The following is a 12,738-nucleotide window of genomic DNA, read 5'->3' as shown; positions in this document are numbered from 1 at the left end:
CCGACATGCTTAAGCTACGTGACGTCAGACCGAGCATGCGCTTCCAGGTTCAAACGACAACGTAAGGAGATTTCAGGCTGAATCCCAACGGCTGATTGGTTCACTTCGCTAGCGTGGTCTTGCCCCATCAAGGATGGGCGGCTAGGAACCAAGCACATTGGATAAGGTGATTGTGGCACAGAGCCTTCAACCAAGGCGAGAGAATTTATACAGCTACACTGTAAAAAATTATACGCTTTTCTACTGCCACATCCACACCGCTAGAAGATTTTAACAACATATTGAAGATTTTCAAAGACAATTAGGTCGACACCGCCATCATAAATATTCGAAACAAGCCGTATTTGATATTCACTGATACCGATATCGATTGGCAACCCAATCTAGCTTGCTAACGTATTCAGCAGGGAGTGGCTACTTACAATAGACCGTCCAGAGCTCGCCCATACGGGTCGTGAAGCTCTAGGCCATCATCTCCCCAAGTCGCCGGATCATCAGGTACGCTAGCCAACCTCATCACCACCCTAATCCGTCAGAACATGGCTGTATGCACGTGTCGATGTATCTTGGACAAATCAAAGTAAGGAAATCCTGCCATGAGCAGCAACGCCGCTCGCAGTCGTCCCTGATCAGATGGAAACGATTGAGATTGGCTTGGTGGTAATCGATTTGGAATCGCTTGAGATCGTCGATGAGTTCCAGCGCTCCGTTCGACCGCAGATCAATCCTGTCCTCACCGACTTCTGCAAACAGCTCACATCAATTCAACAAGCAGATGTGGACAGCGCAGGAATCTATGCCGATGTTGGCCAGGAGTTAGGAGTGTTTATTGCGCGATATCCAAATGCAGCTTGGGCTTCGTGGGGTGACTATGATGCAAGGCAGCTTGAGCGGGACGCAGGGTTTGCTGCGTGCCCTTCCCTACTCGAAGGCTTACCCCATTTCAATGCCAGGAAATGGCATGCATGCTTGTATGACAATCGACCAAAATAACTTAAGCAAACGGTAGAGTCGTTGGGCTTGGTTTGGCTGGGTAGGGAAGCTGCTGAAGCATCCCCAATTTGCGGGTCAGCGCGCCGCCCATTGAATGGACATGATAAGGAAGCAGCCCACCAATAACAACAAATGATATTTGGTAGGCCTGCACGACTGTGGCTCTATTCTTCCTTTTGAGATACTGAACGTGAAGGAAGAGCTAGCCATCACCCTACGCACCATCCGGAAACTGAAAGGATTAGGTTATGAAGCCCTAGCAGGGACTATCAGCCAGAGCAACCTAAGCTTGCTGGAACAAGGGAAAATTCAGGCTACGCTACCGACCCTTGTAAAAGTGGCCGAGACGCTCGGTATCAACCTTCTTACGCTCATGGCGTTGTGCTTGGCGATCCGTGACAAAGAATCTCCCGAGTCCGAGTTGAAAAAGGCGCAAAAGGAACTCCTTTGCTTCATAGACTCGGGGGGGCTCAATATCATGGAGGATCAAATGCAGGATGGCGCGTTGAAAAAGCGCGGTCGTGGCACTCGAGCGAACGCCCAGAGCGTCAGTGCTGTGATTAACCTGAGAAAGCAGGGCAAGACCCAAGCGGAAGCTGCCCGTGAACTAGGCCTGCCCACATCGACGGTTCAGCGGTATTGGCAGAAGGACTGATCCTTCGGGGGCTGACCTTTGACTTCGCCACGCTCTATCAACTGCCAACCGGTAAACAAGCTCTCATTTCGCAGAGTTAAAATACGATGCCTATATATTGCCTGAAGCCTAGCTATGTTCCTCTCGGTTTAGCTCGTGCGGTAGCTTCCGCTATCAAAGGGTCATCAGGCCAAAAATGCTTTGGGTACCTACCCTTTAAATCCTTCTTCACCTCGATGTAGGTCGACGCCCAGAAGTTCGCCAAGTCCTGAGTAACCTGTACCGGACGGCGTGCCGGTGACAGAAGATGCAGCTTGAGCACCTGTCGTCCATTCGCAATGCGTGGCGTATCCAATTGCCCGAACAGCTCCTGGAGTCGCACTGCAAGAACCGGAGGTCGCTCACTGTAGTCGATTCGAATATTCGATCCAGACGGTACCGAAACCGTCTGGGGCGCCTGGGAATCAAGCTGCTGCGGAAGAGGCCAGAGCAGAAGGTTGCGCAGGACGGACGATAAGTCGAGCTGGCCAAAATGACTGAGGCGAGTGACTTTACCGACATATGGCCCCAACCACTCTTCCAGGGACTGCAGCAATGCCTCATCACGTAGGTCGGGCCACTCACTTCGGTTACCCGACTCTTCATCCAATATGCGCAGCAACTCCACCCTCGCCTGCCACTGGCGAAGCTCGGGCGTCCAGGGCAAAAGCTCCAAACCCTTACGACGAACAAAGTTAAGCAACGCCTGTACACGAGCCTCATCGCCCAGGTTGGCCAGTTGTGAGCGGGACAAAATCAACTCCCCTACTTTCGCTTGTCGCTCAGCGCGCAAAGCACCCTCCCGCTCATCCCAGTAGAGCTCGTCCACCTGGGTAACCTGTTCTTTCAGCACAGTCTCGAACAATGCTTCGTCCAAGTCGGCCGCGAGGTAGATTCGCTCTTCCCGCTGCCCCTGTCGGCTACCCAAGTCAGCGATCACCAGCCACGAATGCTTCATCAGCACGTCGGTCTCGGTGAACATCGCCGCACGACCATTCGCCAAACGATACTCAGCCCCGCCAGCGCGGCGCTGTTGCGCTACCCGATCGGGATAGGCCAAGGCCAGCAGGCAGCCCACCCATTGAGGGTGGTTTGAATCAGCGACTGGCTGCGATGCTTGGCCGCGCAAGAATGACCGATATTGCCTAGCGAGTTGCTTAGCGCGTTGCCCCCCCCCTTGCTCGCCGCGCTGTGCTCTCTGCTCACCAGACATGATGGCCAAACGGCTGTGAAGGTCTGCTCCACCACCACGCTGAATATCGCGCTCGCCGAGCAACGCTGCAATGTTACACGCCGTCTCAGTCAGACCCAGCTCGTGACCTCGCAACAGGAGATGAGCAATCCGTGGATGACTCGGCAGCTCTGCCATAGCTTGCCCGTGCTTTGTCAGTTGCCCATCTGGTTGCAACGCGCCAAGGCGCCGAAGCAAATCGCTCGCTTGGGAGTAAGCAGCTGCGGGCGGAGCATCAAGCCACTTCAGGTCACCCGGCTGCACGCCCCACTTCGTCAATTGGAGAGCTAAGCCTGTGAGATCTGCCTGCTGAATTTCAGGTGAACTGAAAGCGGGAATCTGATCATGCTGGGCTTCAGACCAGAGTCGATAGCACACACCTGGCTCGATTCGGCCTGCTCGACCAGCGCGCTGAGTTGCACTTGCTTTGGATATGCGTTGAGTGTCCAAGCGGGTCATACTGCTGCGAGGGTCGAAGCGAGGAACCCGCTCAAGTCCTGCATCGATAACGACACGCACACCGTCGATGGTAATACTCGTCTCAGCGATGTTCGTTGCCAGTACTACCTTCCGCTTTCCTGGTGGGGCAGGATCAATCGCAGCCCGCTGCTGATTCAGGTCGAGCTCGCCGTGAAGAGGGCAAAGAAGTACGTCAGGCTGAAGGGATGGAGAGTTGCTCAGAGCCTCTTCCAAGCCCGTCACGACTCGACGAATCTCCGCTTGGCCTGGAAGGAAGACCAGCACGCTGCCGGTCTGTTCAGCGAGCGCATCCAAGCACGCACTGATGACTCGCGGCTCGATGTACTCACCCGGCTGTTGGGGCTTGCTCCAGATCGTCTTAACCGGAAACATCCGGCCCTCGCTGGTCACGATTGGAGCATCATCAAGCAAGCGCGATAGCCTCTCCCCTTCAAGTGTTGCCGACATCAGCAGCACCTTCAGTGGTGCATCATCGCGGAAGAGTTCGCGGCTATTGAGAGTCAGAGCTAGGGCTAGATCCGCATCCAAATTTCGGAGGTGGAATTCATCGAAGATCACCAAGCCGACACCGTCGAGAGAAGGATCGCTCTGCAGACGGCGCGCCAGGATCCCCTCTGTCACCACCTCAATTCGCGTCTTCGGCCCGACCTTACTATCCAGGCGAATGCGGTACCCAACGGTCTCACCGACCTTCTCACCAAGCTCACTGGCCATTCGCTCCGCAGCTGCGCGCGCTGCAAGCCGTCGTGGCTCGAGCATGATAATCGTCTGCCCTCGCAGCCAAGGCTCGTCGAGCAAAGCGAGCGGGACGAGCGTCGTCTTACCGGCACCTGGCGGTGCTTGGAGCACCACTTCATCTCGTTTGTGGAGGGCTTCAAGAAGAGCCGGCAACGCGGCATTGATCGGCAATGAACTCATGTGTACTCCTGCGACATGCGGGGCAGTATACAAAGGTTCGTCTGGTAGCGGCTCTGCGTGGCAGATTACTGGCCAAACCGGCCCGTTACCCGCCATTCTTCAGTTGCTGAAGAAGCCTTTTGCCACATCCAGAATCCCGCCCGAAACAAACAAACCAATAATGATCTGCTTATGCTCGGCGAAGAAACTCCACTCATTCAGTCCTAAGCCAACCCCGAGAAGAAGGCTCGTAATGAGCATGTATCGCCACGTTGGAGCGAAGATCTTGACGAGATTTGCAACCGAAGTGTGCTTGATGAATTCATCGACATGCTCATTGTAAGCACGCCCCAGGATGACAGCAGTCACAAGCAGAGCACCGGCCAATCCAAGTGCCATCCACTGGGTTAGCGGAACAAAAAACAACGCACCACTCCCCACAAAAAGCCATTTACCAAGCGCGGCGAGCTTCTGGCTGTAATCCTGCGCGACCTGCTCAAAGCACCACGGCATACGCGGATCGAAAAACCCAGCATCCAACATGCACTTCTCCACAGATCTCATTACTGTCGTAAAAAGGTACTCCCTAGCTGACTTACCAGCGCACATCAGCCTTCACGGCCTTGTAAAGGTCAACCCGTGAGGTTACCTATGTCGATGCCGCACTTGAAGCACAGCATCGACTCGCACTGAGCTTTACGAGGCGTTGCGATGAATCAGCTAGGTGATTTGGTAGGCCCGGTGCAGGTGGCCAAGCTCGTTCAATCCTCTAGCAAGCATCGCATTGTAGCCAGCTCGATCCTGGATAAAGGGCGAAAAGAGACAATGTCCCAGCCAGTGCTCAAATCCCTCTTGGGCAACATTGGCTAACGCCATGCCAACAGATCGGACGTCCTCAAACTTCCCGTGCTGCAGATCATCCTGACTTAGGTTGTCGTAAACATACCGGGTGTCGTCGCCTATCGCAGCCCAGCGTTTGAAGGAAGCACGCCGCACCTGGCAAGGCACACACCGCCCACAGTGCTTGTAGCCGAAACGTTGGAAACGCCCGCAACTGGTTGAGGCCACAGCATGCTCTTTAAGCAGCTCTTGGTTTCGGCATGCGGCGAGCATTTCACCCTTGGTCATTAGGGCATAAGGGTTTCGGATTTGCACATTGATGCTGGCAGCATCAAAGATCTGTTGGAGCCGTCCAAGGTACTCAGGATGTGCTGTTCTTGTGCTCAGGCTCCCCAACCTCGACATCGTTAAGGGAGGGTTAATGGCAATGAAGCCGTTCTCACAGATGTAGAGTGGGACTGTCTCACCCCGATGGTAACGATCAAGCGAGGTCGCCACCGCTAGTCCAAATGCCAAGAAAATGATTGAGCGCGCACGCTGCGAAGGCTCTTGTTGGCCAGGGGACTTGGTAACGTGATTGAGGCCAATCCGGTTCAAGCCCAGGCTCTTCGCGAAGGTGGCCTGCTTCTCTCCATCGCCTCTCACAATCTGGCTAACCGCGTAAGGCTTCACGCCCTGCTCCACCAAGTCGATGGCACCAATCAAGCTGTCTAGCCCGCCCGACAGCAGCACCACTGAATCTTCGCTTGGGTGCAAGGCCTGCAGCTGAGCAGGAGGGCCAAAACCGCCCGCATGGAAAGAAAGCGTCCAACGATCCGTGGTGAGGAAACGCAAAGCCCCTTCAAGTGCTCGCGCCTGGCTATTCCAGAAAACCGTATCCTGAACGGCGATCTCGAGATTGATCACGCGCGTCCAAGCATCAGCGCTCTTTGCCCGAATAGCAGTGAAGTCTGCCGCCACTACCGCAAGCGCAATGCTTAGGAAATCCCAAGCTTGGGGATTGATCTCCAGGTGGGCTTTCTCCAGAAGCTCTCGAGCATAACCACCTACGCTTACCTGCCCTTTCTCTGCCTTGCCGTAGATCACCACCTGAATGGCATCTTCGGCGCCCGGCACACTGAAGCCAACTGGGCCGCACACGAATTTCATTCTACGTACCCCTCAAACACTTCAAAGGTGTCTTGCAACGCTTGCGTGACCATCTGGGATATTCGACCCGTGGTCAAACGCGCACTCGATGCAGCGATCTTGCGGAACGATGCGGAGACGCACTCTCTGATGTAATCCTTGATCTCCTTCAAGCGACGCACTGCAATGGACGCCGACTTGGCCTTTTCCTGGATAGTTTTGCCTAGGTCGAGCTCAAACCGATGGAACACGTCCATCGCAGTAAAACGCTCGATGGCAAACTCCCGCTGCTCAACCGACAGATTGAGTAGATCGGCATCTGGATAACGCACTAGAACATCAGAAAGCGAGCCTCGAATGGAAGCACGCTCGGCCTCTGCATCTTGGGTACCGTCCACTGGACGCACCGCTTCAACCAGCGCATCCATGACCTCAGAAGCAGATTTGCCCTGCCACAGGGCAGGATCAAGCACGGCTGGGCCGGTTTGATTATTACTACCAGCGACAGCTTCCAGCGTGTTGCCAAACACACCCGCGATCGACGCAGTGCCGCCAAAGCGAGCAGTGGTGGTTTTGGCGCCGCCGTACCCATGACGCACATACTCCCGAAGGCTCTTGCGCAAGCTACCGCGATCACCATTGCTCGCGTAGTCGCCAAGGCCACGTCGGGCACCACCGAATCGCCCTGGCGGCGCTAGGGGTGGAGGTGCCTGCGGCATTGGCCTGGGATCATCGACAACGTCATCGCCGTCTTTAGGCTCGTCCTTATCCGGTTCAGGTGGCCCATCGTCATGAGGGTCATCCTCCGGAGGCTCTGGCGGCTTAGGAGGTAACGGCGGCAGCGGAGGTGTCCACGGCGGTACAAACGGCAGGCCTTTTCCAGGCCCATCGTTATTTTGTGAGGTTCCCATCGAATTTCCTTATTGCAGCCTTCACCGGCCCGCTGACGTCAGCCGTCAGCCAGAATTCGTACACCGACTTTGCCCATGTTTCATCGGTTAGCTTCGGCACAATACCCGCTTGGATTTGGGCAGGCGGACGCTCCTTCAGAAATGCAGCCAGTCGATGCCCCTGCTGGGCATCAAGCCGTCCAACAACCAGCAAAGCTTCAAGAATGTCTGGCACGCCCCACTCTTGCTCACCGCCCGCCTTATCCAGGAGGCGATCCATCAGCACGTTGATCTCGACCGGTGCGATGAGCGCCAACCGGCTTTTGAGATGCATGGCCATTCCCGGCGTTTCGAGTAGCGCGGTCAGCAACTCCGCTGCTTCCGACGAAAGCCGATCTTCGTCCGTAATGATCGGCGCATGCTCACGACTGACGTAAATCGCTCCACGCAGGTCTTTGTCCGCCAATGCAGGAGGCAGAGCTAGCCACTCTTTCACGAAAAGCTGATCCCAGGGCTGCAGCAGTGACAGATTCTTGCCTTTTTTGATATCCGCTTCCCACTCGCCGAGCATGGCTGGCTTGCCATTTTTGTCGGTAGCCACGGCCTTCATCAGTTCCTCGTAAGCCTTGGGATTGCCGCTTCGCTCGAACAGCATCAGCTTAACCAGCACAGCCTCGTCGACACCGACACCTTGGGCGCGAGAGATGCTCATCCGGATAGCTAGGGCGTTCAGGAAACGCTTGATGAGTCGGGGATTGCCCTGGATACCAGAAGCCGACGTCATGACAGCGGCCAGGCGCTCAGCAGTGTCAAACTTGCCGATCAGCTCTGTTGGGTAGTCGTTGTACAAGCCTTGCATAAAGGCGCGATCTACCCGACTACCCTGCCAAGTTGTCCGAAGCTGCCCGCGTACTTTGATACGGATTTCTTCGAGCACGTCCTTGGGGAGCGTGCTGTTCTCCAAGAACAGCATCATCATGTAGGCCCTGACTTCCTGGGTGCCCAGAGGAGGAACCCTAATCGGCACCTGAATCAGCTTGTCGAAGTAGCTGGTGACGAGGACATCGTCAGGCACACCGCTGAAGTGCTTGCGAACGGCGTGCTTGATCATCTCGTTGTCAGCGGCAATCACGAATGCCGTGTTGCGCAGGAACAGGAAGAGTCGGATGGCTTCCAGTGTAGAAATCGTCGTTTCGGGTAGACAGCGATCCAAGTCGTCGATCAGCACGACCAGCGTAACACCCAGCTCATCCAAGATAGCCTCAAAATTATCCCTGAGCGCTTGAATCTCTTTCGGTGGAGACTTCTTGGGAGGCGCGCTATGAAAGAGTTTCTCAGCCTCCTGCTTGGCCTGCTCAGCAGTGTCGTGCAGTGTTTCAATCGTGTCCTGATCAACCGTTCCGGATCGAAGTCGATCAACCAGCCCGATGATCTCGCCCAGCAGCCCAGGTGTCGGTGCACCAGTCGCAAACGAAATGGCCGTGCTGCTGGCGAGCTTCGCAGCACGCAACCAATCGACACGTGATACCAACTCAGCTGCTTTTTGCAGCCCCTTTGCTCGCTTCTGGGCCTCAGCCTCTAGGCGTGATGCGATCACATCCATTAGGGCGGCTCGGGCGTCGTCGTAGCCCTGGTATAGCCACGCATTGAACTCGACGAACACGAAGTCCTTAGCCTGCTTCTCATTGCGCTCGGGCGGGTCTTTAAGGGACGCCTGGATCAGCTTGATCATCGACGACTTGCCCGCTCCCCAAGCACCGGACACGCCGATGGAAATTGGACGGCCGTTCGCCTGATAGACGATCTCGGCAACTGTGTCAGCAACCCCAGAGAAATTAAGGAAGTCTACTTCCGTCTCGTTATCAACCCACATAGCGACCCTCCCTGGAAGTCTTTGACGTGAAGCGATGGCAACAACGCGCCATAGTAGCCCTCGTGCTGAGCAATTGGCCACTACCACAGCGTTTCGGGTTGTGAGTTCTCAGCAAGGTTGTTCAGGGTGAGGTAACAACCCACTTTCAGCGTTCGTTCAGCCTGAAGATGGCGAGAGTAGTATCGCTTGAGATTACTCAAATGAGGGCGGGGGCGGGATGATGACAGGGTGTGACTGCGGAATTTGGAAGGGAAGGTGAATTATAGGTGCGTCAGGACGGGATTAGGACGTCGTCACTCTATGGGGTGACCGTGCTGAACCCGCATCCGCCTTCTTCCCTCCAGATCTTGCCTTTGTCATCCACTTGTCATCCACTCTCAAGTTCATGAATTTCAATCTGCTGCTGATCCAAGGAAATCACTCGGATTGCGACGACATAGCGCACCCTACTTCACCTAGCATATCGGGGAGGTGGGTAAAGAAATCGCAGGATGATGGAGCTAAAGGGGAAGAAGGAGCAGGAGCATCAATGCCTTGTGGGCGGTGATTGATTATCCTGATAAGCAAAAGCAGAAACAGAACAAATCAGCAAATCATGGAACTCGTCGAAAATCAGCAGGCCCACCCCCTCCAGTGCCGGGTCGTGCTGCAAGCGACGGGTGAGGATGCCTTCGGTGACGACTTCAATGCGGGTATTGGGACCGACTTTGCTTTCGAGCCGAATCCGATATCCTACGGTTTCGCCGACTTTTTCACCCAGTTCGCTGGCCAGACGCTCGGCCGCTGCACGGGCAGCGAGACGCCGGGGCTCGAGCATCAGGATCTTCTGACCCGCGAGCCACGGCTCGTTGAGCAGGGCCAGCGGAACACGGGTGGTCTTACCTGCGCCTGGCGGGGCTTCAAGCACGGCTTCGTGGCGCTCGGCCAAGGCCAGACGCAGCGCAGGTAAAACTTCATCAATCGGCAAAGAAATCATGGTGGCTCCAGAACAGAGCGACGAGTATAACGGCGAACAGTTGGGCATTAAGCGCGGTCTTAATGATCCACTCCTTTAAGTGTCCTTGAGGTTTTTGTATGCGAATGTCTTCCCGTGTGATCGGCGGGGTCGTGGTTGCGGCCCTGTTCACCCAATTGACTGCCTGCGGCAGTATTTTCTTCCCCGATCGTCGCGGTCAAATCGACGGCAAGATCGATCCGATGATTGCGGTGCTCGATGCCGTAGGCCTGCTGTTTTATGTGATCCCGGGCTTGATCGCATTCGGTGTCGACTTCGCTACTGGCGCGATTTATTTCCCACCGGGAAAAACCGCACAAATCGCCCCGGAAAAACTGCGCGAAGCCATCGGTGCAGACGGCAAAGTGGATAACGCCAAGCTTCAGGCCATTCTCGAAAGCGAGCTGGGCCGCAGCTTCCCGTTGAATGACCCGCGCCTGATCCAACACAAGGGCAGCGCACAGCAGTTGGCCATGTACGGTTTGCAGCCGGCCGCCTGAAGCCGTTGCCAGCAAAAAAAGGAAGCTCTATGACCAGCAGCCCGGAACACGCTCGCCTGTTACGTCTGGCCACCCGCGCGTCGGTGGCGGTGGCGGGTCTGTTAATCGTGACCAAGGCCGTCGCCTGGTGGCTCAGCGGTTCGATCAGCATGCTCGCCGGCCTGACCGACTCGCTGCTTGATGGCGTGACCTCGTTTCTCAACTTGCTGGCTGTGCATTACGCGCTGCGCCCCGCCGATGAAGATCACCGCTACGGCCACGGCAAGGCCGAATCGCTGGCGGGCATGGCGCAAGCGCTGTTTATCGGTGTGAGTGCGGTGTTGATTGCCTTTCAGGCCTTCGAACGACTGAAAAACCCCGAGCCTGTGGGCGCGCCCTGGATCGGGATCGGCGTCATCGTATTTTCGCTGGTGATGACCGTGGCATTGCTGGTGCTGCAACATCGGGTGGTCAAGGCCACGGGCTCAAACGCAGTGCGCGCAGACTCGCTGCATTACCGCTCGGACTTGATGCTCAATGGCAGTATTTTGGTGGCACTGGTATTGGCCAGTGTGGGTTTCCCGCAACTCGATGCATGGTTTGGTCTGGGAATCGCGGTGTATATCCTCTGGAGCGCCATCCAGATTGCCCGTGAGAGTTTTGCGGTATTGATGGACGAAGAGTTACCGAGCAACGTCAGCGATGACATGCTGAAGCTGGCCTGTGGGGTGCCCGGCGTGCTCGGCGCTCACGACCTGCGCACACGTATCTCGGGCAACATCTGGTTTGTGCAGTTGCACCTTGAACTGCCAGGTGAGCTGACGTTGTCGGCGGCCCACACCATTTGTGACCGTGCCGCCGAAGCCATTGCAAAGGTCTACCCTCGGGCCGAGGTGCTGGTGCACGCCGACCCGCAGGAAGTGGTCAAACCCCAACCCGTCCCTCAATAATTGACCTGATACCCGCGGCTGCTCAGGCAGTTGCCTTGCGCCTGCCGGTAGGTTTGCACCACTGTCGGTGAAGGTGCATAGGTCACTTTGGCCGGGTCAAAGCCGCTTTGAGTCACAGCCCAGCGATAACATTCGTAGCCATCCTGACTGACTTGCGCAGGGCTTTGGCCGTTCGCCGGGTAGGCCACGACGTCATAGCCGTTGCTCACCGGTTGCGGGGCTGCAGCCGGGGGCTGGACCACAATGTAATCCTGAGTCGCGGGCTGATACTCGTAATAGGCGCCAGCGGCCAGAAACATCAGGGTGCTGCCGATCCACAGTTCTTGTGCATAGTCGGGCAAATACCCTACGCGAATCCCGTACGGTGGCTGAACCACGATGTAACGAGGCCCTTGTGGGCGATACCAGTAGCCGCCTGAAAAGAAGTAATTCTGACCACGATAAGGCACTTGCCAGTGCCGATCGGGGAACCGGTCGACCATATAGCCCGGGCGATATTTCGGCCCTGAACCCCAGCCATTGCCATGTCCGGACGGACGACCGGCCCAGCGCTGGTCATTGGGATGGCTGTTATTGGCTCCCTGGTTGTAACCCGGTCTTGGGCCTGGCGTTGGGCTAGGAGTTGAACCACCGCCATGCCAATTCTGATTGCCGCCGCGGTTCGGGGCTTCGGTTTGCTGCACGGCACTGGGACGAGGCTGGATCGGCAGGTTATTGACCGGTGGGGCCGGATGGCCCTGGCCATTTACCTCCTGATGCGCACGCCCCTGCCATTGCCCAGCAGGCGGTTCGCTACGCACAGGGTTGGGCTGAATGTGCTCTACACGCGGTTGATTATGCTCCACAGCAGGCTGAACATGCTCCCTGCCAGGCTGGTTGCCGGGGTTGCCTTGCGGGCGGCCCTGTTCACGCTCCGGGCGCGGCTGGTTATTACCACCCTGCCCTTGCGGCCCGTGTTGCTGCCCGTTATTAGGGTGAGCGTGAACCGGGTTCTGCTCACCTCGCGGCTCTTCGGCCAGCACCTGGCCACTGACACTCACAAAGAGCAAGCCAACTGTAGCCAAACGCCAGATACGCGATTTCATGCTGATTCTCACTGCGAGATAGGGCCTAAATATAAGACTGGAAATTCGAGAACCGGTTCTACGCCAAGCACGCTGCAACGCAACTTATTTTTGGCAGACGAAAAAAAGGGCGACCCGTCGGTCGCCCTTTGCTTCTTCAAAAAATTTCGTCCTGGCTCAACACTTGTGATGTTGGCTCACCTCGCGCCGTCTTCTGGACAGTGCGTAGCCCGGGGGCCGGGGCAA

11 protein-coding genes are annotated in these 12,738 nt (G+C 56.3%); 4 read left to right on the top strand and 7 right to left on the bottom strand.

Annotated features, from left to right (window positions below):
• Window positions 1-633 precede the first annotated feature (633 nt).
• Complete coding sequence (locus V6L79_RS06265; RefSeq protein WP_338579941.1) at window positions 634-993, top strand: 3'-5' exonuclease; 360 nt, start codon at window positions 634-636, stop codon at window positions 991-993.
• A gap of 190 nt (window positions 994-1,183) precedes the next feature.
• Entirely contained in the window at window positions 1,184-1,648 is a 465-nt protein-coding gene (locus tag V6L79_RS06260; protein ID WP_338579940.1) for a helix-turn-helix domain-containing protein, read from the top strand.
• A 112-nt stretch (window positions 1,649-1,760) separates the two neighbouring features.
• Here V6L79_RS06260 and hrpB read toward each other — a convergent pair whose 3' ends face one another.
• The 6 genes from hrpB to V6L79_RS06230 form a co-directional block, all read right to left on the bottom strand.
• Window positions 1,761-4,295, bottom strand: a complete 2,535-nt coding sequence (gene hrpB / locus V6L79_RS06255) for an ATP-dependent helicase HrpB (RefSeq protein WP_338579939.1) — start codon at window positions 4,293-4,295, stop codon at window positions 1,761-1,763.
• A gap of 99 nt (window positions 4,296-4,394) precedes the next feature.
• Window positions 4,395-4,817 (bottom strand): hypothetical protein, encoded by a 423-nt coding sequence (locus V6L79_RS06250; protein ID WP_029611212.1) that lies wholly within the window; start codon window positions 4,815-4,817, stop codon window positions 4,395-4,397.
• Between the two features lie 177 nt (window positions 4,818-4,994).
• Complete coding sequence (gene qatC / locus V6L79_RS06245) at window positions 4,995-6,263, bottom strand: Qat anti-phage system QueC-like protein QatC (protein ID WP_016779301.1); 1,269 nt, start codon at window positions 6,261-6,263, stop codon at window positions 4,995-4,997.
• Window positions 6,260-7,153, bottom strand: a complete 894-nt coding sequence (qatB, locus tag V6L79_RS06240; RefSeq protein WP_338579938.1) for a Qat anti-phage system associated protein QatB — start codon at window positions 7,151-7,153, stop codon at window positions 6,260-6,262. The genes qatC and qatB overlap by 4 nt, the downstream gene beginning before the upstream one ends.
• Complete coding sequence (locus V6L79_RS06235) at window positions 7,134-9,005, bottom strand: P-loop NTPase fold protein (RefSeq protein ID WP_338579937.1); 1,872 nt, start codon at window positions 9,003-9,005, stop codon at window positions 7,134-7,136. Before V6L79_RS06235 ends, qatB begins: the two co-directional genes overlap by 20 nt.
• A gap of 526 nt (window positions 9,006-9,531) precedes the next feature.
• Entirely contained in the window at window positions 9,532-9,981 is a 450-nt protein-coding gene (locus tag V6L79_RS06230) for a DEAD/DEAH box helicase (protein ID WP_405046611.1), read from the bottom strand.
• A 98-nt stretch (window positions 9,982-10,079) separates the two neighbouring features.
• Between V6L79_RS06230 and V6L79_RS06225 the strand changes: the two genes are divergently transcribed.
• Together V6L79_RS06225 and V6L79_RS06220 are read left to right on the top strand one after the other, a co-directional pair.
• Window positions 10,080-10,499, top strand: coding sequence for a polyribonucleotide nucleotidyltransferase (locus V6L79_RS06225; protein WP_261740829.1), 420 nt, complete (start codon window positions 10,080-10,082; stop codon window positions 10,497-10,499).
• A gap of 29 nt (window positions 10,500-10,528) precedes the next feature.
• A complete protein-coding gene (locus V6L79_RS06220) occupies window positions 10,529-11,428 on the top strand; it encodes a cation diffusion facilitator family transporter (protein WP_338579936.1) in 900 nt (299 codons plus the stop codon).
• Here V6L79_RS06220 and V6L79_RS06215 read toward each other — a convergent pair.
• Window positions 11,422-12,513: a DUF6515 family protein gene (locus V6L79_RS06215; RefSeq protein WP_261740827.1), complete on the bottom strand. Its 1,092-nt coding sequence runs from the start codon at window positions 12,511-12,513 to the stop codon at window positions 11,422-11,424. The two genes, V6L79_RS06220 and V6L79_RS06215, sit on opposite strands and share 7 nt — an antisense overlap.
• Between the last annotated feature and the right edge of the window lie 225 nt (window positions 12,514-12,738).

This window comes from Pseudomonas sp. ML2-2023-6, from assembly GCF_037055265.1.
GTDB lineage: Bacteria > Pseudomonadota > Gammaproteobacteria > Pseudomonadales > Pseudomonadaceae > Aquipseudomonas > Aquipseudomonas kulmbachensis.
The sequence above is the reverse complement of the archived record's forward strand: the minus strand, read 5'-3'. Positions and strand labels throughout refer to the sequence as shown.

Coding starts and splice junctions, on each gene's coding strand:
- V6L79_RS06235 (WP_338579937.1), bottom strand. CDS start 9,005: ATGTGGGTTGATAACGAGACGGAAGTAGACTTCCTTAATTTCTCTGGG.
- qatC (WP_016779301.1), bottom strand. CDS start 6,263: ATGAAATTCGTGTGCGGCCCAGTTGGCTTCAGTGTGCCGGGCGCCGAA.
- V6L79_RS06230 (WP_405046611.1), bottom strand. CDS start 9,981: ATGATTTCTTTGCCGATTGATGAAGTTTTACCTGCGCTGCGTCTGGCC.
- V6L79_RS06220 (WP_338579936.1), top strand. CDS start 10,529: ATGACCAGCAGCCCGGAACACGCTCGCCTGTTACGTCTGGCCACCCGC.
- V6L79_RS06225 (WP_261740829.1), top strand. CDS start 10,080: ATGCGAATGTCTTCCCGTGTGATCGGCGGGGTCGTGGTTGCGGCCCTG.
- V6L79_RS06215 (WP_261740827.1), bottom strand. CDS start 12,513: ATGAAATCGCGTATCTGGCGTTTGGCTACAGTTGGCTTGCTCTTTGTG.
- V6L79_RS06250 (WP_029611212.1), bottom strand. CDS start 4,817: ATGTTGGATGCTGGGTTTTTCGATCCGCGTATGCCGTGGTGCTTTGAG.
- hrpB (WP_338579939.1), bottom strand. CDS start 4,295: ATGAGTTCATTGCCGATCAATGCCGCGTTGCCGGCTCTTCTTGAAGCC.
- qatB (WP_338579938.1), bottom strand. CDS start 7,153: ATGGGAACCTCACAAAATAACGATGGGCCTGGAAAAGGCCTGCCGTTT.
- V6L79_RS06265 (WP_338579941.1), top strand. CDS start 634: ATGGAAACGATTGAGATTGGCTTGGTGGTAATCGATTTGGAATCGCTT.